The organism is Methylobacterium sp. Leaf456 (assembly GCF_001425465.1).
Classification (GTDB): domain Bacteria; phylum Pseudomonadota; class Alphaproteobacteria; order Rhizobiales; family Beijerinckiaceae; genus Methylobacterium.
Genome location: NZ_LMQV01000002.1, coordinates 187,136 through 204,036, shown reverse-complemented (window position 1 = coordinate 204,036; position 16,901 = coordinate 187,136). Strand labels below are relative to the sequence as shown.

Here is a 16,901-nt window from a genome sequence, read left to right as displayed (position 1 = left end):
TTGACGACTCTGCATTCGCGTGTACTTTGCGATGCAAAGTATGGCCGGCCTCGGAGGGGCGCCCCATGCGGGATCTGGACAGAGCCTTGGCCGACATCGTCGCGATCCGGATGCAGATCGCGCGCGACACCGCCTTCCGCGGTCTCGGGGCGGCGACGCTCGCCGCGACGGGCGCGCTGGCGCTCGCGGTGGCGGCGGGGCAGGCGTTCGTCCTCGACGATCCGACCGGGCGGCCGGTCGCCTTCTTCGGCCTGTGGATCGCGACGGCCATTGCGGCCTGCGCGCTGATCGGCTTCGAGGCGGTGCGTCGCTCGCGGCGGGTCCATTCGGGGCTCGCCGACGCCATGGTGTTCAACGCCATCGAGGGCTTTTTGCCGGCCGGTGGAGCGGGGCTCTGCCTCGGGCTCGTCTTCGCTCGGTTCGTGCCCGAGGCCTTATGGATGCTGCCGGGGCTGTGGCAGGTGCTGGTCGGGCTCGGGCTGTTCGCCTCCGCCCGCATCCTGCCCCGCCCGGTCCAGATCGTCGGCGCGTGGTACCTGCTCGCCGGCCTCGCCGTGCTGGCGCTGGCGAGCGAGGGCCGCCACCTCTCGCCCTGGCTGATGGGCCTGCCTTTCGTGGCCGGCCAGGGGCTGCTCGCCGTCATCGTCCACCGCCAGAGCGAGGGAGGCCTCGATGCCTGACGCGACGGAAGCGCGCTTCTCCTACGAGGGGCTCGACCGGGTCATCCACGAGCGGGCGCGGCTGTCGGTGCTGACCTCGCTGGTCGCCCATCCCCGCGGCCTCGCCTTCCCCGATCTCAAGCGCCTGTGCGGCCTCACCGACGGCAATCTCAGCCGCCACCTCGCGGTGCTGCAGGAGGCCGACCTCGTCGCCCTGGAGAAGGGCTACGACCACAACCGCCCGCAGACCCTGTGCCGGCTGACGCCCTCGGGCCGCGCCCGCTTCCTCGACTATCTCGCGGTGCTGGAACAGGTGGTGCGCGACGCCCAGACCGCGGGCGGCAAGCTCGCCGGCAAGGACGCCGCGGCCGCCGGTGGCAAGAAGGCCACAGGCCTCGCCGAGCCGGCCTGACCGGCACCGAATTCGCATCCAATCCGCGCGATTGTCCGTTCTCGTCTTCGATTTCGTCCGGGAGCTTTACGATGCAAAGCAATTTCGACCGCAGATCGAAGCTCCACGCCGCCATCATCATGGACGGCAACGGCCGCTGGGCCAGCGCCCGCGGCCTGCCGCGCGGGGCGGGGCACCGGGCCGGCGTCAAGACGATCCAGCGGGTGGCGGAGGCCGCCTCCGATCTCGGCATCGGGACGCTGACACTCTACGCCTTCTCCGCCGACAACTGGCGCCGCCCAGCCGACGAGGTCGGCGGGCTGATGCGCCTGCTGCGTGCCTATCTCCGCAGCGAGACCGACCGACTGGCCCGCACCGGCACGCGGCTGACCGTGATCGGCCGCCGCGACCGCCTGCCCGACGGCATCCCCCAGGCGATCGAGCGGGCCGAGGCCGCCACCGCCGCCGGCACCCGGCTGAGCCTGCGCATCGCCGTCGACTACTCCTCCCGCGACGCGATCCTCTCGGCCGCCGCCCGGCTCGGCCCGGACGGTTTGTCCCGCGAGGCGATGAGCGGCGCCCTGGGCGAGGCCGGCGACGTCGATCTGCTGATCCGCACCGGCGGCGAGAAGCGCTTGTCCGACTTCCTCCTGTGGGAGGCGGCCTATGCCGAACTGCACTTCACCGACCGGATGTGGCCGGATTTCGGGGAGGCGGATCTGGCGGCGGCGGTGAGCGATTTCACCGCGCGGGATCGGCGGTTCGGGGGCCTGAACGCGCCGCGGGTGCCGGAGGCGGCGTAAAGTCCGGGTTCCCAAAGGGATCATCCCTTTGGCGGGGTTTGGGGCGGAGCCCCATGATGGCTTCGCCGACCAGGGCTTTGCCCTGGACCCACGAAAGGACTCGGTCCTTTCGAAACCGGGACTCAGCCGTAGGCCGCCATCGCCCGCACGCCGCCGGGCTCGGCCACCTGCACCCCGGCATCCACATACTCGTTGAGCTTGTTACGCAGCGTGCGGATCGAGATGCCGAGGATGCGGGCGGCGTGCGTGCGGTTGCCCAGGCAGTGGTCGAGGGTGTCGAGGATCAGGTCGCGCTCGACGTCGGCCACGGTGCGGCCGACGAGGCCGCGGGTGGCGGCTTCCGCCAGGCTCGCCGCGCGCTCGACCGGACCAGACGGGGCGGGCGGGCTCAGCGACTCGCCCTCCGGGCTCAGGATCGCGTCGGGGCCGATCTCGGCGCCTTGGGCGAGCAGCACGGCGCGGTGGATCGTGTTCTCGAGTTCGCGCACGTTGCCGCGCCACGGGTTGCGGGCGACGAGGCCTTGCGCCTCGCGGGCGAGCGCGCGCACCGGCACGCCGTTGATCTCGGCGTATTTGCGGGCGAAGTGGGCCGCGAGTTCCAGGATGTCGGCGGGGCGCTCGCGCAGCGGCGGCAGGCGCAGGTGGACGACGTTGAGGCGGTAGAACAGGTCCTCGCGAAAGGTGCCCTTCTTGACCTCCTCGGCGAGGTTGCGGTTCGAGGTCGCGAGCACGCGGATATCGACCTTGACCGGCGCGGCGCCGCCGACCCGGTCGATCACCCGCTCCTGCAGGGCGCGCAGGAGCTTGGATTGCAGCCGCACGTCCATCTCGGAAATCTCGTCGAGGAGCAGCGTGCCGCCGTTGGCCTCCTCGAACCGGCCGATGCGCCGGGCCACCGCGCCGGTGAAGGCGCCCTTCTCGTGGCCGAACAGCTCGGATTCGAGCAGGGCCTCGGGGATCGCCGCGCAATTGACGCAGACGAAGGGCCGGCTGCCGCGGTTCGACTTGGCGTGCACGTGGCGGGCCAGCACCTCCTTGCCGGTGCCGCTCTCGCCGGTGATAAGCACCGAGGCCTCCGAGCGGGCGACCTGCTCGGCGAGCTTCACCACCCGCTCCATCGACGGATCGCGCCAGACGAAGCTGCGCGCGTCCGCCGCCACCGCCTCCAGCACCGCGGCGATCAGCTCCGGGTCCGGGGGGAGGGGGATGTATTCCTTGGCGCCGGCCTGGATCGCGGCGACCGCGGCGCGGGCGTCCGAGGCGATGCCGCAGGCGACCACGGGGGTGCGGATGCGCTCCTCGGCCAGCGCCCGCACGAGCCGGGCGATGTCGAGCCCGACATCGGCCATGACGAGGTCGCCGCCCTTGGCGCGCAGCACCGCGAGCCCCTGCTCGATGCCCTCGGCATGGGTCACCGAGGCGCCGCGGTGCATGGCGATCTTCGAGGCGGTGACCAGCTCGCTCGAGAGCCGTCCGACGATGAGGAGCCGCATGGTGGGTTCTCCAGAACTTTTTTTCGTGACGTCCGTTCGGATCGCCCCTTCCCACCCGCTCCCCTCATCCTGAGGTGCTGCGCAGCAGCCTCGAAGGAGGGCTCCAGAGGCCGCGCGATCCCTGGAGCCCTCCTTCGAGGCCTCCGCTTCGCTCCGGCACCTCAGGATGAGGGGGTTGGATAGGAAAAGCGTCGATCGAAGCGGCTAGTGATCGTTCTTGATGATCTCGGTCATGGTGACGCCGAGGCGTTCCTCGACGAGGACGACCTCGCCGCGGGCGACGAGGCGGTTGTTGACGAAGATGTCGATGGCCTCGCCGACCTTGCGGTCGAGCTCCAGCACGGCGCCGGGGCCGAGCCGCAGCAGGTCGCCGATCGGCATGCGCGAGGAGCCGAGCACCGCCGAGACCACCACCGGCACGTCGAAGACCTGCTCCAGGTCGGCAGCACTTTTCGGCGCTGTCGGCACATCGCGCACCGAACCGGGGCCGCCCTCGTCGTAGGCGAGGTCGGTGTCGCTGAGCTGGGGCAGGCTGAAATCGTCGCGGGACATCGGAGCCTCAGATCTCGGAAGGAAGGCAAGGCGTCAGGGCCTCGGTGACGGCGGCCTCGATGCGGGCGCGCTCGCGGACCACGCCGCCGTCGGCCCATTCGAGGCGGGCGTCGCCCGGCGGCATGTCGGGCTCGCCGAGCACGACGAGGCGGCCCTCGAAGCCGTGCTCGCGGGCGAGCCGGCGCATCAGCGTCTCGGCCTCTTCGACCAAGCTTTCGTTCAGGCGCAACACGAGATGGGGCACGCCGCGCAGATGGCGCAAAGCGGCGCGGGCCGCCTCCTCGACGCCCGCGAGCGGGCGCGCGTCCAGGGCCTCGCCCGCGATGCGCTTGGCGAGCGCCGAGGCGAAGGCCAGGGCCTGCGCCTCGCGCTCGGCGTCGCGGGCATCCGACTGGTGGATCAGCCCGGCGGCGGCGAGGCCAACGCGGGTCAGCGCGTCGGCCAGCCGCGCCTGCCCCTGGGCGGCGGCCTCGGCGCGGCCCTCCTGCAGGCCGCGGGCATGGGCCGTGGCCGCGGCGGCCTCACGGTCGGCGGCGGCGCGCGCCTCCGCTTCGGCTTCCGCCGGGGAGGGGCCGCGGGCGCGGCCGAAATCGGTGTCGAACAGGAAGGGGCGGGAGGCGCGCATCAGTAGACCAGCTCCTCCTCGCCACCGTTCTTGGCGATCATGATCTCACCCTTCTCGGCCAGTTCCTTGGCGAGTTCGGTCATCTTGGCCTGGGCCTCGTCCACCTCCTTGAGGCGGATCGGGCCCATCGAGCCCATCTCGTCGGTGAGGTTCTTGGCGGCCCGGCTCGACATCTGGCTCATGAAGAAGCGGCGCACCCGCTCGTCGGCACCCTTCAGCGCGCGGCAGAGCGTGTCGTTGTCGACCTTGCGCATCAGGGTCTGGACCGAGCCCGGATCGAGCTTGAGCAGGTCCTCGAAGGTGAACATCAGCTGGCGAATCTTCTTGGCCGAGCCGCGGTTGGCCTGATCGATCGCGGCGAGGAAGCGCGTCTCGGTCTGGCGGTCGAAGGCGTTGAACACCTCGGCCATCAGCTCGTGGGCGTCGCGGCGCGTGGTCTGGGCGATGGTGGAGACGAACTCGACCCGCAGGGTCTCCTCGATGTGGCGCAGGGCCTCCTTCTGCACCGTCTCCATCCGCAGCATCCGGTTGAGCACGTCGATGGCGAACTCTTCCGGCAGGATGGTGAGCACCTTGGCGGCGTAGTCGGCGCGCACCTTCGACAGCACGACGGCGACCGTCTGCGGGTACTCGTTGCGCAGGAAGTTCGCGAGAATCTCGGGGTCGATCTGGACGAGGCTGCCCCAGACGCGCTTGCCCGACGCCCCCTTGATCTCCGCCATGATCGCCGAGACCTGCTCGGGCGGAAAGATCTTGAGCAGCAGCGACTCGGTGCGCTCGAAGTTCGAGGTCATGCCGCCGCCCGACGACAGGCGCGAGACGAAGTCGACGATCAGCTTCTCGACGGTGCCGGCCTCGAGCGAGCCGAGCTGCACCATCGCGTGGGAGACGATCTTGACCTCCTCCTCCTCCAGCCGCTGCCAGATCGGCGCGCCCTCCTCCTCGCCGAGCAGCAGCAGCAGCGCGGCAGCGCGCTGCGGCCCCGTCATCTGCGCGAAGGCGGCGGACGAGTCGATGCTCTCCATAGCGGCGTTGAAGTTTACGCCCGCGGACACGATTCACTCCCTCTCGGATGGCGGATGGTCATTTTCATCCGTTCAGGAATCGTGGATCCAGTTGCGCAGCACCTCGACCGTCTCGGTCGGGCTCGCCCGCACCATGTCGACCACGCGCTCGACCGTCTCGGCCTGGATCTGACCGTTGATCTTGGCCGATTCCAGGAACTTGTTGGTGCTGCTGACGCGCACCGGCTCGGAGCCGCCCTCGCCCGCGGCGGCCTCGCCCCCGCCGGCCAGCGCCAGCGCCCCGGCGGGCCCCATGATCGCGGCCATCGGCGCCTCGGATTCGAGCACGCGCTTGAGCAGCGGGCGCACCACCGCCATCAGGACGATCAGGGTGAGGAGGCTCAGCACGGCGAGTTCGACCATGCGCATCACCTCCTCCTTGCTCGGGCTCATGAGCGATTGGAGCAGGCCGGGCTCGGCGAACTCGCCGGCTGCGGGGGTCTCGGCGAAGCGCAGATTGACCACCTCGACCTGATCGCCGCGCGCCTTGTCGAAGCCGACGGCGGTGCGCACGAGCGCGGCGATGCGCTCGATCTCGGCCGGGGGGCGGGGCTGGTAGGTCGTCTTGCCGTCGGCGCCGGGCACGTAGACGCCGTCCACCACGACGGCGACCGAGAGCCGCTTGAGGCGCCCGCCCTCCAGGGTCTCGACGCGGGTGACGCGGGAGATCTCGTAGTTGGTGGTCTCCTCGTTCTTCTGGCTCTGGTCCTTCTGCGCCGCCTGGCCCTGCCCCTGGCCGGCGCCGGGCAATTCGTTGCCGACGGTGACCTGCCCCTCGCCGCCCCCGGTCTGCGCGTTCTCGGAGCGGGTCTGGGTCGAGCGTACGACGCGGCTCTCGGGATCGAAGCTCTCGGAGCGGCTCTCGACCCGGTTGAGGTCCATCTCGGCGGCGACCTGCACCCGGGCGCGGCCCTGGCCGACGATGCCGGCGACGATCTCCTCGATCTGCGAACGCAGGCGCCGCTCGATGCCGCCCTGGCGCTCCTCCATCAGGCCCGCGCCCTCGGCCTCGGCGCCGCGCGCGCCGTCGGCCAGCAGCCGCCCGCGCTCGTCGACGATCGAGACCCGCTCGGGCTTGAGGCCCTCGACCGCCGAGGCCGCGAGATGGCGGATCGCGCGCACCTGGCTCGGATCGAGGTCGCCCATCAGCTTGACCACGATGGCGGCGGACGGCGCCTCGCGGTCGCGCTCGAACAGGCGCCGCTCCGGCATGACGAGATGGACGCGGGCCGCCTGGACCCGGCCGATGGCGCGGATCGAGCGGGCGAGTTCGCCCTCCATCGCCCGCAGGTGGTTCACGTTCTGGACGAAGCTGGTGGACGAGAACGCGTCGCCCTTGTCGAAGATCTCGTAGCCGACGCCGCCCTGGCTCGGCAGGCCCTTGCCGGCCAGATCCATGCGCAGCTTGGCGAGGTCGGCCCGCGGCGCCATCACGGTCTGACCCGAGTCGCCCTTGGTCTCGTAGGCGATGCCCCGCGCATCGAGCTCGCGCACGACGGCGGAGGAATCCTGCATCGACAGGTCGGAGAACAGCACGCCCATGTCGGGGCGCGAGACCCGCAGGATCACGAAGGCGAAGAAGCCGACGAGCGTCAGCGTCACGGCCGCCATCGCGGCGATGCGCGCGGGGCCCAGCTTCGTCACCAGTTCGAGGATCGGCTTCACGGTCGGTCACAGCCCGCGGCAGGAGGCGCAGGCCCGTTCCGGCACCCACCCGGCAAGAATTGCCCAGGTGGTGGTTAGCGGGTGGTTAATGCGGGGTGAGGTGGGGCCGCTTGCGCAGGTCGGCTCGAACGGCGATCCATGACGGCCACGCTTCGCCCCGATGAGGTCGCACCGGGGATCGCTGCACGTCCGCTTGCCGTGACGGCTTGAGACAGATGCCAAGCCAATCCGCCACCATCTTCACTCGATCAATGACTTGAAGGAATTTCTTCAGATGGATGACGAGGAGATCGAGCGGGAAACGCAGATCCACAACGAGCCGGTCGAGCTGCTCGCCGCCTGCCTGAACATCATCGCGGCAGGCCTGACCGTGACGGGCGTGATCGGTCCATTCACGACGATCGGCATGCGGATCGCTCCGGGCACGACCATCGACGAGCGGGCGCTGGCGCTCATGCTCGTTTGGATCGCGGGCGGGATCGTTCTACTTCTGGCAGCCTCTCTCGTGCTGAGGAACCTGCGATGATCAGCGTGACGACCTACGCCCTGGTGGTCGTGCCGGCCGTCTGCATCGGCCTCGGCTTGGCGGGCTATGCCTGGGCGCGGTTCAGCGCCGGACGTCTCGACCGGGCGCGCGCCGCCGCTGAGGCCCGGCCGCTCGGCCCGGCGGCCTCGAAGCGCGCGTGAGGCGCCTGCCTCCGGCTCCCTGACGCGAAAAAGCCGCCCTGCGTCTCCGCGAGGCGGCTTCCTGACGGGCCGGGCGAGACAAGCCTCGCACCAGCCTGATCCGACAAACGATCAGTGCCGGTAATGCTGGATGCGCGTGGTGCGCAGGCCCGCGAGTCCGTGCTGATCGATGGAGTACTGCCAGCTTAGGAACTCCTCGGTGGTGAGGGTGTAGCGCTGGCAGGCTTCCTCCAGGCTGAGGAGACCGCCGCGCACCGCGGCGACGACTTCGGCCTTCCGGCGGATGACCCAACGGCGGGTGGAGACGGGGGGAAGATCGGCGATCGTCAGGGGGCTGCCGTCGGGCCCTATCACATATTTCACACGCGGCCGGGGGGTCTCGGTCATGATACGCTCTACACTCGACTGACCTGTCGAGAGCCAAGCTACTTGCGCCCGCTTAAAAGTTCTTGAAGTGGGTGCGTACAATGCGATTCGTCGTTTTGGGGCAGGTGTGGAAAACACTTGCTGCATCGCACTAAGAGGCTGACGCCACGAGGGATTTCACCGCCGACGCCGGAACGCGGGACGCGCCGATCGTCAGCACCGGTTCGGTTCCGCTGAGGTCCACCCCATCGACCTTGCCGCTCACCTTGGTGTCGACGGCGACCTTGGCGCCGGTGGCGTCGATGGCGTCCACCGTGATCGTGTACTGTCCGTCCTTGGCGGTGAGGCCCGACGCGGTGGCGCCGTTCCAGTCGAAGGATTGGGCGCCGGCCTTGAGCGTCGTCGTCTTGGTGGCGACGACGTTGCCGTCCGATCCCTTGATGGTGACGATCGCCCGCGCGGCGGCGCGGGCCGGGTTGAGGCTCCAGCTCGCCTTGCCGCCGTTCAGATCGGTGGTGGCGCCGTCGGCGACCACCGAGCGGCCGATCAGGCTCGAGGTCGAAGCCGCGGCGGAGGCCTTGGAGCTCGCCAGGATGGTGCCGAGCTGGTCGTTGGTCTTGAGCTGCTGCTCGACGCCCGCGAACTGCACCAGCTGCTGGGTGAACTGGTTGGTGTCCATCGGGTCCAGCGGGTTCTGGTTCCTGAGCTGCGTGGTCAGCAGGGTCAGGAACTGGGTGAAGTTGCCCGCGATCGCCTTGGTGTCGGCGGTGGTCGTGGCGGTCGCGTTGGCGATGCTGGTGGTGCTGGCGATGCCCGCGGCCATTGTGATTGATCCTAGATGCGGAGGTCGAGGCCGCCGACGGCCCGCAGGCGCCGGAGGGCGGAGGGATCGAGGATGGTCTCGGTGTCGCGGCCGGGCGCTGTGCCGGCTCGGGCACCGGGCGCGCCGCGGTCGGGCTCGCGCCCGGAATTCTGGTCGCTCTGGCCGCCGGCCTCACCGCGCAGCGACAGGCCGATGCCCTCAGATGCCTCGAAGCCGGCCTGCGCCAGCGCCTGTTGAAGCGCGCCCGCGTCGCGCTGGAGCAGGGCCAGGGTCTCAGGCCGATCGACGGTGAGATGCGCGCGCGCCCGCCCGGCCTCCCGGTCGAGATCGAGCGAGACCTCGATCGCACCGAGTTCGATCGGATCGAGCCGGATCGCGAAGCGGGCGGCCCCGGCCAGCGTGCGCAGCCCGATCGTCATCGGCACGGCGCCGAGGGGGATCGGGGCGGGCAGGGCAGGGGTGCTTTGCGTGTTGGGCGCGGTTTCCGCCGTGGCCGAGGGGCCGCCCGGCGCGGCGGTGTTCTGTGATGGGGGGGAGGCCGCGGGTGTGGGGCCGGCCTCGCTCGCAGCCGCGGCCAGGGCCGCCTCGAACGCCTTGGCCCCGGTGCCCAGCGCGGCGCCGTCGATCGCATTCTCCTTGGCCGAGGCGGCTTCGGCCGTGTCGCCGGCCGCTTCTACTCCTACTCCGGGCGCCCCTTCGCCGACCGGCACGGCCGCCGCAGCTTGGCCCCCCTGCGCGGCGACCGGCTGCGCCGAGAGCGCGGCGCCGGGCCGGCCCGTAGCCGGCATGACCGAAGCCGCCGCAGGCGCGAGAACCGGCATCGGCACGGGGCCGGCGACGCCCTCGGGCGGGCGCTCGACCGTGGCGGCCTCGTCCTCCTGCGTCGCGCGCTCGGCAGCCGCATTCTTGCCCGTTGCATCGGTAACGGCGTCCGCCTTCGTGCCCTCCGGCGCGGACGACGCCTTGCCCTCCGCATCGCGCTCGGCGCCCGTCACGTCGGCGCCTCGCGCCTTGGCGCCGCCAGTGGGACGCGACGCGGTTTCCTTCGAAAGACGCGTCGTGGTGCCATTGGCCGCGCTCTCCGCAGCCGCGGAGCGCGGCGCCGCCGCCTCGGCGCTCGATGCCCCGGCCGTCGGTGCGCGTTTCGCCGCCGCCTCGGCGAGGGCCGCCCGGTCTGAATCCTCCGCCCGGCGTGCCTCGCGCCCGGCCTCGGCTTGGCGTGAATCGGCCAAGCGCCCACGGTCCTGCCGTGCGGCGGCGATCCGCGCATCCGCCCGTGCGGCGTCGAGGCGGTCCTGCGCGAGGCTGAAGCGCTCGCCGGCCCCGGCCGAGCGGGTCGGCGCGGCGGGCCGCGCAGGCGCCCAGCCCGTCCCCTCATTCCTGTCCGTGCGCGCGACCGTCATGCCTCGACCTCGTTCCGGCTGGCCCCGCGCAAGCCGCGCGCCAGCCGGCGGGACCGGCCAAGCCCCTCCCGGATCGAGCGAATTTTTCGATGATCCCCGAATCGCCGGGCCTCGACCCAGCCGAAAATGCCGCCCATCCGGCAGCTTTTGCCGGTCTTCGCCCCCTTTGCGTCCCTGGAAAACCCGGACCGGGATCGCTATAGACTCCCGCACACGCGCCGGGCTTGAGCCCGCCCGCGCCCTCGCGACGGCCCCCACGGGCCCATCACGGCCCATGAACTCGCTCGATCTCCCGAAGCCTCCGCACGAGACGCGCGTCGTCGTCGCCATGTCGGGCGGCGTCGATTCCTCGGTGGTGGCCGGGCTGCTGAAGCGCGAGGGCTACGACGTCGTCGGCGTCACGCTCCAGCTCTACGACCACGGCGCCGCGACCCACCGCAAGGGCGCCTGCTGCGCCGGCCGCGACATCCACGACGCCCGCAATGTCGCCGAGACGCTGGGCATCCCGCATTACGTCCTCGACTACGAGGATCGCTTCCGCGAATCGGTGATCGACCGCTTCGCCGAGAGCTACCTGTCGGGCGAGACGCCGATCCCGTGCGTGGAGTGCAACCGCTCGGTCAAGTTCCGCGACCTGCTCGGCATGGCCCGCGACCTCGGCGCCGAGGCGCTCGCCACCGGCCACTACGTCGCGAGCCGACCGGCATTGGGGGAAGGGCGCGCCCTCTACCGCGCCCTCGATCCCGCCCGCGACCAGAGCTACTTCCTCTACGCCACCACGCCCGAGCAGCTCGCCTTCCTGCGCTTCCCGCTCGGCGAGCGCCCCAAGGACGAGACCCGCGCGCTCGCCCGCGAGTTGGGGCTGACGGTGGCCGACAAGGCCGACAGCCAGGACATCTGCTTCGTGCCGCGGGGCGGCTATGCCGACGTGATCGCCAAGCTCAGGCCCGAGGCGACGCGCCCCGGCGCCATCGTCGATCTCGAAGGCTGCCAGCTCGGCGAGCACCAGGGCATCGTCCACTACACCGTCGGCCAGCGCCGCGGGCTGAAGCTCTCGGTCGGCGAGCCGCTCTACGTCGTGCGGCTGGAGCCCGAGACCGCCCGCGTCGTCGTCGGCCCCCGCGCCGCGCTCGCCACCCGCCGCATCCGGCTGACCGACCTCAACTGGCTCGGCGAGGGCACGCCGGAAGACCTCGCCGACCTGCCCGTCGCCGTGCGGGTGCGCTCCACCCGCGAGCCCCGCCCCGCCCGTCTGTCGTGGAACGCGTCCGAGGCTTGCGCGGAAGTCGAACTCGCCGCACCCGAGGACGGCGTCTCACCGGGGCAGGCCTGCGTGATCTACGCCGACGACGGTCCCCGCGCCCGCGTGCTCGGCGGCGGCACCATCCGCCGCATCGGCGCGTTACAGGCCGGAACGGCCGAGGCGGCCTAATGGCAGGCCGGAACGGCCGAGGCGGCCTAATGGCAGGCCGGAACGGCCGAGGCGGCCTGATGCGGGCTGTCGCGCAAAGCCCGTCGCAATCCGGTTTTCCGATACCTCTATCCTTCGCCCCATGCCGGCTTGCGCCCGGTTCGCGGCGCGACGGGACGATCTGAGAAAAGGGTCACGCACGAGATGCTGAACCAGCGGGCGCCCGAGGCCGGGCCGACCACCGACCTGATGCGCAAGGCCTATGCCCGCTGGGCGCCGGTCTACGACGTCGTCTACGACAAGCTGACCGAGCCCGCCGCCCGCGCCGCCGTCCAGGCGGCGGTCGCCCACGGGCCGCGGGTGCTGGAGGCCGGCGTCGGCACCGGCCTCTCGCTCGGCTACTACCCGCGCGACAGCTTCGTATGCGGCGTGGATCTCTCCGAGGACATGCTCAAGCGGGCCAACCGCAAGGTCGTCCGCCGCGGGCTGACCCACGTCAAGGGCCTGCAGGTCATGGACGTGTGCCGCCTCGGCTACGCCGATGCCAGCTTCGACGCGGTGGTGGCGCAGTTCCTCATCACCCTGGTGCCGGACCCGGAAGCCGCGCTCACCGAGTTCCTGCGGGTGGTCCGCCCCGGCGGCGGCATCGTGCTCGCCAACCATTTCGGCCAGTCCAACGGCCCGGTCGCCCGCGTCGAGGAGATCGTCGCCCCGCTCTGCACCAAGATCGGCTGGTCCTCCGACTTCAAGGCGACCCGCATCGAGGCCTGGGCCCGGCGCAACGGCGTCGAGGTGATGGGGCTCGCCCCGACCTTCCCCGGCGGCTTCTTCAAGATCCTCCGCATGCGCAAGCCGGGGTGATGGGTGATTCCGGGTTCCCAAAGGGATCATCCCTTTGGCGGGGTACCGGGGCAGGGCCCCGATTTCCCTTCCAACCAGGGCTCTGCCCTGGACCCGCGAAAGGACTCGTCCTTTCGAATCCCATGATCTTGCGATGAGCCAGGAGGGCGGTCCTCGCCGCGCTTGGCTGCGCTGGCTGCCGCTCGCTGTGCTGCTGGCCCTGTCCCTCGGGATCGCCGCCGCCGGCGGCGCGCGCCTGCTCGATCTCGACCGCATCGCCGAGGCGCGCGCCTCGCTCCAGGCCGCCGTCGCCGAGGATCGGGCGCGGGCGATCGGGCTCATGACCCTCGTCTTCGTCTCGGGTGTGGTCGTCTCGATCCCCGCCGTCACCGTGGCGCTCACCGCCCTGTCCGGCCTCCTGTTCGGCACGCTCACCGGCGCCCTGATCTCGGTCGGCTCGGCGACCACGGGGGCGATGATCGTGTTCTCGATCGGACGGCTCGCCGCGGGCGACTTGATCCGCCGCCGGGCCGGGCCCCGCCTCGGGCGCTTCGCCGAAGGCTTCCGCCGCGACGGGTTCGGCTACGTCCTGACCCTGCGGCTGCTGCCGATCTTCCCGTTCTGGATGACCAACCTCACGCCCGCGGCCTTCGGCGTGTCGGTCCGCAGCTTCTTCCTGGCCACCCTGCTCGGCCTCACGCCCGGCGCCTTCATCTTCTCCGGCCTCGGCGCCGGCCTCGACGAGCTGTTCACCGCCCGCGAGGCGACCCGCGCGGCCTGCCTCGACGCGGGCGGCACGGACTGCGCGGTCGGCCTCGACCTGCGCTCCCTGGTGAGCCCGACCCTGATCGCCGCGCTCGCCGGGCTCGCGGCCTTCGCCCTCCTGTCGGTTTATCTACGCAGACGTCTTGAGCGGCGGACGCTCCGGGCATAATACTTGTGCACAAGCGAGTGGTGCACACTCCCTCGCCCCGGGCGCCTCGGCCAGAGGTCAGGCCGGGCGAGGGATGCGCCGCTCAGATCGACAGCCACAACAACGGGTGACGCTTGAGACGGCCCCGCTTTCCGTTTCCGCGCCGGGCTGGCACCCCGGAGCGGACGGACCGGCACGAACCGGCGGCTTTGGCCGCCCTGCCCGTGCCCTTGAATAGGCAATGTGAGACCTCGGCCGGGACTGCGACGACGGGGGGAGCAACCCGCTTCCGTCCGCGGTCCCGCCTGGGCCTGTCCGGCCGGTTGTTCCTCCTCACCGTGGCCTTCGTGGTCCTGGCCGAGATCCTGGTCTTCGTCCCCCTGCTCGCGAGCTACCGGCTCTCGCGCCTGTCCGACCGTGTCGCGGCGGCCCAGGTCGCCGCCCTGGTGCTGCGGGCCGCCCCCGAGGGCAACGTCTCCGACGACCTCGCTCGGCGCCTGCTGGCGGAGCTAGGCGCGCGCGCCGTCGCGGTGCGCGACGGCGAGGCGTGGCGCCTGCTCTCGGTCGAGCCGATGCCCGAGACTGTGGCCGAGACCGTGGACCTGCGCGAGCAGGACTGGACCGGCGCCATCCGCGGCGCCTTCCGCACCCTGCTGTTTCCCGCCGACACGCCGATCCGGGCGGTCGGGAACGGGCGCAGCGGCGTCGGCGCGGTCGAGGTGCTCGTGGACGAGGGGCCCCTGCGCGAGCGGCTCATCGCCTTCGCGCTGCGCCTGCTCGCCGCCTGCGCCGTCATCGCGACGCTGGCCGCCGGCCTCGTCTTCTTCGTGCTGCAACGGACCATCGTGCGGCCGGTGCTGCGGCTCGCCCGCAACATCGCGGCCTTCGCCGACGATCCCGAGCGGCCCGACCGCCCGGCGGCCTGCGCGCCGCGCACCGACGAGATCGGTCAGGCCGAGGCGGCGCTCGCCCGGATGGAGGTCGCGCTCGGCGGCGAGCTGCGCCAGAAGCGGCGGCTGGCCGAACTCGGCCTCTCGGTCAGCAAGATCAACCACGAGCTGCGCAACCTGCTCACCACCGCCCAGCTCCTCGGCGACCGCTTCGAGAGCGTCGCCGACCCGGTGGTGCAGCGCGTGGCGCCGCGCCTCGTCGCGACGCTCGACCGGGCGATCCGCTTCTGCGAGGCGACGCTCGCCTACGGCCGGGCGACCGAGCCCAGCGCCCAGCGCCGCATGGTGCCGCTGGCCCCACTCCTCGACGAGCTGACCGATCTCGGCGGCCTGATGCCGGCCGCGGGCGTGCAGGTGAGCGTGCGCGCGCCCGACGACCTGGAGATCGACGTCGATCCCGAGCAGCTCCTGCGGGCGCTGACCAACCTCGTGCGCAACGCGGTCCAGGCCCATGCGGCCGCGCGCACGCAGGGCGCCCATGTCGAGATCGAGGGGGCTCGCGAGGGCGCCCGCGGCTCCGGCCGTGTCACGATCCTGGTGTCGGACAACGGCCCCGGCGTGCCGCCGCGCGCGCGGGCCAACCTCTTCGCCGCCTTCCAGGGCTCGACCCGCCCCGGCGGCACGGGGCTGGGCCTCGCCATCGCCTCGGAGCTGGTCCGCCTCAACGGCGGCACCTTATGCCTCGACGAGACCCCGAGCGGCGCCCGCTTCCGCATCGTCGTCCCGGACCGGGCGGCGCAGGCGAAGGCGGCGTGAGACGGGCCTTCTCCTCCCCGCAAGGGGGAGGGGACAAGCGCTACTCCGCCGCCGCCAGCGTCACCTCCGGCACCGGCACGCCGATGTCGCGCAGGAGGGCGGCGTCCTCGTCCGCCTCGTTGTTGGCGGTGGTGAGCAGGCGCTCGCCGTAGAAGATCGAGTTGGCGCCGGCCAGGAAGCAGAGGATCTGCGCCTCGCGGGTCAGGCTCTTGCGGCCGGCGCTGAGGCGTACGCGGGCCCTCGGCATGACGATGCGGGCGGTGGCGCACATCCGCACGAGTTCGAGCGGATCGATCGGCGGGCGATCCTCCAGGGGCGTGCCCTCGACGGCGACCAGCGCGTTGATCGGCACGCTCTCCGGGTGCGGCGCGTGGTTGGCGAGCACGAGCAGCATCTCGGCGCGGTCGCGCACCCGCTCGCCCATGCCGACGATGCCGCCGCAGCAGACGCCGATGCCGGCTTCGCGCACGTGCTCCAGCGTCTGGAGCCGGTCCTCGTAGGTACGCGTCGAGATGATGTCGCCGTAGAATTCCGGGCCGGTGTCGAGGTTGTGATTGTAGGAGGTGAGCCCGGCCTCGGCGAGGCGCTGGGCTTGGGTCTGCGTCAGCATGCCGAGCGTCACGCAGGCTTCCATCCCGAGGCCGCGCACGCCGCGCACCATCTCCAGCACCGCGTCGAAATCCGGCCCGTCCTTCGGCTTGCGCCACGCCGCGCCCATGCAGAAGCGGTGCGCCCCGTTGGCTTTCGCCGCCGCGGCTTCCTTGAGCACGGCCTCCACCGGCATCAGCCGCTCGCGGGGCAGGTTCGCGCCCTTGTGGTGGGCCGATTGCGGGCAATAGGCGCAATCCTCGGGGCAGCCGCCGGTCTTGATCGACAGCAGCGCCGCCCGCTGGATGTCGGCCGGGTCGTTGTGCGCCCGATGCACGAGGCCTGCCCGATGCACGAGATCGAGCAGCGGCAGGTCGTGGATCGCCTGGATTTCGGCAAGCGTCCAGTCATGCCGGATGTCTTGCCGGATCGCGGCCGGGGCGGCGGAAGAGGTGAGGGGGACAACGGTGTCGCTCATGGACACCTTTGAGAGCGAAGGCGGGGGAAAAATCAAGCCTTGCCGTGGGGTGAGCGGTTGTACAATGCTTGACCGGCAACCCTTCGGGGTCGCGCGTTGTCGCTGGACGGTGATTTGCCTAGATGTGGACGGCGGATCGGATCACGATCGACATCGACGAGGCGGAAGGCTCCGAGATGATCGTGGTGATCGGGACGCCCTCCGGTGTCGTGCGACTCGCCGGCGCGGTGCGGCTGTCGGGCGGCGTTCTGACGATCGAAAGCGCGCATGTAGAGGGACTTGTACCGGGCGCACTCGGGCGCGGCGGCCTGAATGCGAGCGGTTCGAAAATCCTGGAGGTGACCGGTGCCGACTCGCTTGTCCTTCAAGGAAGCCCTCGCACGACGGGACGAAACCCCGGCCGAGCCCCCCGCCTTATCCGGTTCCCTCGCTAG

General features: G+C 71.4%; 19 protein-coding genes. 10 read left to right on the top strand and 9 right to left on the bottom strand.

The genetic code is table 11. From position 1 onward, the window contains the following. Positions 1 to 65 precede the first annotated feature (65 nt). The 3 genes from ASG52_RS03085 (at position 66) to ASG52_RS03075 (ending at position 1,853) form a co-directional block, all read left to right on the top strand. Complete coding sequence (locus tag ASG52_RS03085; RefSeq protein WP_056238835.1) at positions 66 to 680, top strand: hypothetical protein; 615 nt, start codon at positions 66 to 68, stop codon at positions 678 to 680. Further along, positions 673 to 1,071: a transcriptional regulator gene (locus tag ASG52_RS03080; RefSeq protein ID WP_056238832.1), complete on the top strand. Its 399-nt coding sequence runs from the start codon at positions 673 to 675 to the stop codon at positions 1,069 to 1,071. Before ASG52_RS03085 ends, ASG52_RS03080 begins: the two co-directional genes overlap by 8 nt. A gap of 71 nt (positions 1,072 to 1,142) precedes the next feature. Then, positions 1,143 to 1,853: a di-trans,poly-cis-decaprenylcistransferase gene (locus ASG52_RS03075; RefSeq protein ID WP_056238829.1), complete on the top strand. Its 711-nt coding sequence runs from the start codon at positions 1,143 to 1,145 to the stop codon at positions 1,851 to 1,853. Between the two features lie 122 nt (positions 1,854 to 1,975). On the opposite strand, the gene flbD is transcribed toward ASG52_RS03075, so the two are convergent. From flbD to fliF, 5 genes are all read right to left on the bottom strand, one after another. Further along, complete coding sequence (gene flbD, locus ASG52_RS03070; RefSeq protein ID WP_056238825.1) at positions 1,976 to 3,346, bottom strand: sigma-54-dependent transcriptional regulator FlbD; 1,371 nt, start codon at positions 3,344 to 3,346, stop codon at positions 1,976 to 1,978. Between the two features lie 204 nt (positions 3,347 to 3,550). After that, entirely contained in the window at positions 3,551 to 3,898 is a 348-nt protein-coding gene (gene fliN / locus ASG52_RS03065) for a flagellar motor switch protein FliN (RefSeq protein ID WP_056238821.1), read from the bottom strand. A gap of 7 nt (positions 3,899 to 3,905) precedes the next feature. After that, the gene (locus ASG52_RS03060; protein ID WP_056238819.1) at positions 3,906 to 4,523 is read right to left on the bottom strand and encodes a FliH/SctL family protein; all 618 of its coding nucleotides are present in this window, start codon (positions 4,521 to 4,523) and stop codon (positions 3,906 to 3,908) included. Continuing rightward, on the bottom strand, positions 4,523 to 5,578 hold the full coding sequence (gene fliG / locus ASG52_RS03055; protein WP_056238816.1) for a flagellar motor switch protein FliG: 1,056 nt from the start codon (positions 5,576 to 5,578) through the stop codon (positions 4,523 to 4,525). The genes ASG52_RS03060 and fliG overlap by 1 nt, the downstream gene beginning before the upstream one ends. Before the next feature lie 42 nt (positions 5,579 to 5,620). Then, a complete protein-coding gene (gene fliF, locus ASG52_RS03050; protein ID WP_056238813.1) occupies positions 5,621 to 7,252 on the bottom strand; it encodes a flagellar basal-body MS-ring/collar protein FliF in 1,632 nt (543 codons plus the stop codon). A gap of 274 nt (positions 7,253 to 7,526) precedes the next feature. Between fliF and ASG52_RS03045 the strand changes: the two genes are divergently transcribed. Continuing rightward, positions 7,527 to 7,778 (top strand): hypothetical protein, encoded by a 252-nt coding sequence (locus tag ASG52_RS03045; RefSeq protein ID WP_056238809.1) that lies wholly within the window; start codon positions 7,527 to 7,529, stop codon positions 7,776 to 7,778. Further along, positions 7,775 to 7,939 (top strand): hypothetical protein, encoded by a 165-nt coding sequence (locus ASG52_RS26840; protein ID WP_156383763.1) that lies wholly within the window; start codon positions 7,775 to 7,777, stop codon positions 7,937 to 7,939. Before ASG52_RS03045 ends, ASG52_RS26840 begins: the two co-directional genes overlap by 4 nt. A 111-nt stretch (positions 7,940 to 8,050) precedes the next feature. Here ASG52_RS26840 and sciP read toward each other — a convergent pair whose 3' ends face one another. From sciP to ASG52_RS03030, 3 genes are all read right to left on the bottom strand, one after another. After that, positions 8,051 to 8,326: a CtrA inhibitor SciP gene (gene sciP, locus ASG52_RS03040; RefSeq protein WP_056238806.1), complete on the bottom strand. Its 276-nt coding sequence runs from the start codon at positions 8,324 to 8,326 to the stop codon at positions 8,051 to 8,053. Between the two features lie 130 nt (positions 8,327 to 8,456). Further along, positions 8,457 to 9,128, bottom strand: coding sequence for a flagellar hook assembly protein FlgD (locus ASG52_RS03035; protein ID WP_056238803.1), 672 nt, complete (start codon positions 9,126 to 9,128; stop codon positions 8,457 to 8,459). Positions 9,129 to 9,139: 11 nt separating this feature from the next. Further along, a complete protein-coding gene (locus ASG52_RS03030) occupies positions 9,140 to 10,531 on the bottom strand; it encodes a flagellar hook-length control protein FliK (RefSeq protein WP_056238801.1) in 1,392 nt (463 codons plus the stop codon). Positions 10,532 to 10,805: 274 nt separating this feature from the next. On the opposite strand from ASG52_RS03030, the gene mnmA reads away from it, so the two are divergent. The 4 genes from mnmA (at position 10,806) to ASG52_RS03010 (ending at position 15,401) form a co-directional block, all read left to right on the top strand. Next, positions 10,806 to 11,963 carry a tRNA 2-thiouridine(34) synthase MnmA gene (gene mnmA, locus ASG52_RS03025; protein ID WP_056238799.1) on the top strand — a complete coding sequence of 386 codons (1,158 nt, stop codon included), beginning with the start codon at positions 10,806 to 10,808 and terminating at the stop codon, positions 11,961 to 11,963. Positions 11,964 to 12,146: 183 nt separating this feature from the next. Beyond that, positions 12,147 to 12,803 carry a class I SAM-dependent methyltransferase gene (locus ASG52_RS03020; RefSeq protein ID WP_056238796.1) on the top strand — a complete coding sequence of 219 codons (657 nt, stop codon included), beginning with the start codon at positions 12,147 to 12,149 and terminating at the stop codon, positions 12,801 to 12,803. A 133-nt stretch (positions 12,804 to 12,936) separates the two neighbouring features. Further along, positions 12,937 to 13,716, top strand: a complete 780-nt coding sequence (locus tag ASG52_RS03015) for a TVP38/TMEM64 family protein (protein WP_056238791.1) — start codon at positions 12,937 to 12,939, stop codon at positions 13,714 to 13,716. A gap of 203 nt (positions 13,717 to 13,919) precedes the next feature. Next, positions 13,920 to 15,401 (top strand): sensor histidine kinase, encoded by a 1,482-nt coding sequence (locus tag ASG52_RS03010; protein ID WP_502691023.1) that lies wholly within the window; start codon positions 13,920 to 13,922, stop codon positions 15,399 to 15,401. 40 nt (positions 15,402 to 15,441) lie between these two features. Here the strand turns inward: ASG52_RS03010 and bioB are convergent, their stop codons facing one another. Further along, positions 15,442 to 16,467, bottom strand: coding sequence for a biotin synthase BioB (gene bioB / locus ASG52_RS03005; RefSeq protein WP_056238787.1), 1,026 nt, complete (start codon positions 16,465 to 16,467; stop codon positions 15,442 to 15,444). A 122-nt stretch (positions 16,468 to 16,589) separates the two neighbouring features. On the opposite strand from bioB, the gene ASG52_RS03000 reads away from it, so the two are divergent. Beyond that, complete coding sequence (locus ASG52_RS03000) at positions 16,590 to 16,901, top strand: hypothetical protein (protein ID WP_056238786.1); 312 nt, start codon at positions 16,590 to 16,592, stop codon at positions 16,899 to 16,901.

What these genes read in the sequence shown, in the direction of transcription:
- ASG52_RS03085 (WP_056238835.1), top strand. Translation starts at nt 66, where the DNA reads ATGCGGGATCTGGACAGAGCCTTGGCCGACATCGTCGCGATCCGGATG.
- ASG52_RS03080 (WP_056238832.1), top strand. Translation starts at nt 673, where the DNA reads ATGCCTGACGCGACGGAAGCGCGCTTCTCCTACGAGGGGCTCGACCGG.
- ASG52_RS03075 (WP_056238829.1), top strand. Translation starts at nt 1,143, where the DNA reads ATGCAAAGCAATTTCGACCGCAGATCGAAGCTCCACGCCGCCATCATC.
- flbD (WP_056238825.1), bottom strand. Translation starts at nt 3,346, where the DNA reads ATGCGGCTCCTCATCGTCGGACGGCTCTCGAGCGAGCTGGTCACCGCC.
- fliN (WP_056238821.1), bottom strand. Translation starts at nt 3,898, where the DNA reads ATGTCCCGCGACGATTTCAGCCTGCCCCAGCTCAGCGACACCGACCTC.
- ASG52_RS03060 (WP_056238819.1), bottom strand. Translation starts at nt 4,523, where the DNA reads ATGCGCGCCTCCCGCCCCTTCCTGTTCGACACCGATTTCGGCCGCGCC.
- ASG52_RS03045 (WP_056238809.1), top strand. Translation starts at nt 7,527, where the DNA reads ATGGATGACGAGGAGATCGAGCGGGAAACGCAGATCCACAACGAGCCG.
- ASG52_RS26840 (WP_156383763.1), top strand. Translation starts at nt 7,775, where the DNA reads ATGATCAGCGTGACGACCTACGCCCTGGTGGTCGTGCCGGCCGTCTGC.
- sciP (WP_056238806.1), bottom strand. Translation starts at nt 8,326, where the DNA reads ATGACCGAGACCCCCCGGCCGCGTGTGAAATATGTGATAGGGCCCGAC.
- ASG52_RS03035 (WP_056238803.1), bottom strand. Translation starts at nt 9,128, where the DNA reads ATGGCCGCGGGCATCGCCAGCACCACCAGCATCGCCAACGCGACCGCC.
- ASG52_RS03030 (WP_056238801.1), bottom strand. Translation starts at nt 10,531, where the DNA reads ATGACGGTCGCGCGCACGGACAGGAATGAGGGGACGGGCTGGGCGCCT.
- mnmA (WP_056238799.1), top strand. Translation starts at nt 10,806, where the DNA reads ATGAACTCGCTCGATCTCCCGAAGCCTCCGCACGAGACGCGCGTCGTC.
- ASG52_RS03020 (WP_056238796.1), top strand. Translation starts at nt 12,147, where the DNA reads ATGCTGAACCAGCGGGCGCCCGAGGCCGGGCCGACCACCGACCTGATG.
- ASG52_RS03015 (WP_056238791.1), top strand. Translation starts at nt 12,937, where the DNA reads ATGAGCCAGGAGGGCGGTCCTCGCCGCGCTTGGCTGCGCTGGCTGCCG.
- bioB (WP_056238787.1), bottom strand. Translation starts at nt 16,467, where the DNA reads ATGAGCGACACCGTTGTCCCCCTCACCTCTTCCGCCGCCCCGGCCGCG.
- ASG52_RS03000 (WP_056238786.1), top strand. Translation starts at nt 16,590, where the DNA reads ATGTGGACGGCGGATCGGATCACGATCGACATCGACGAGGCGGAAGGC.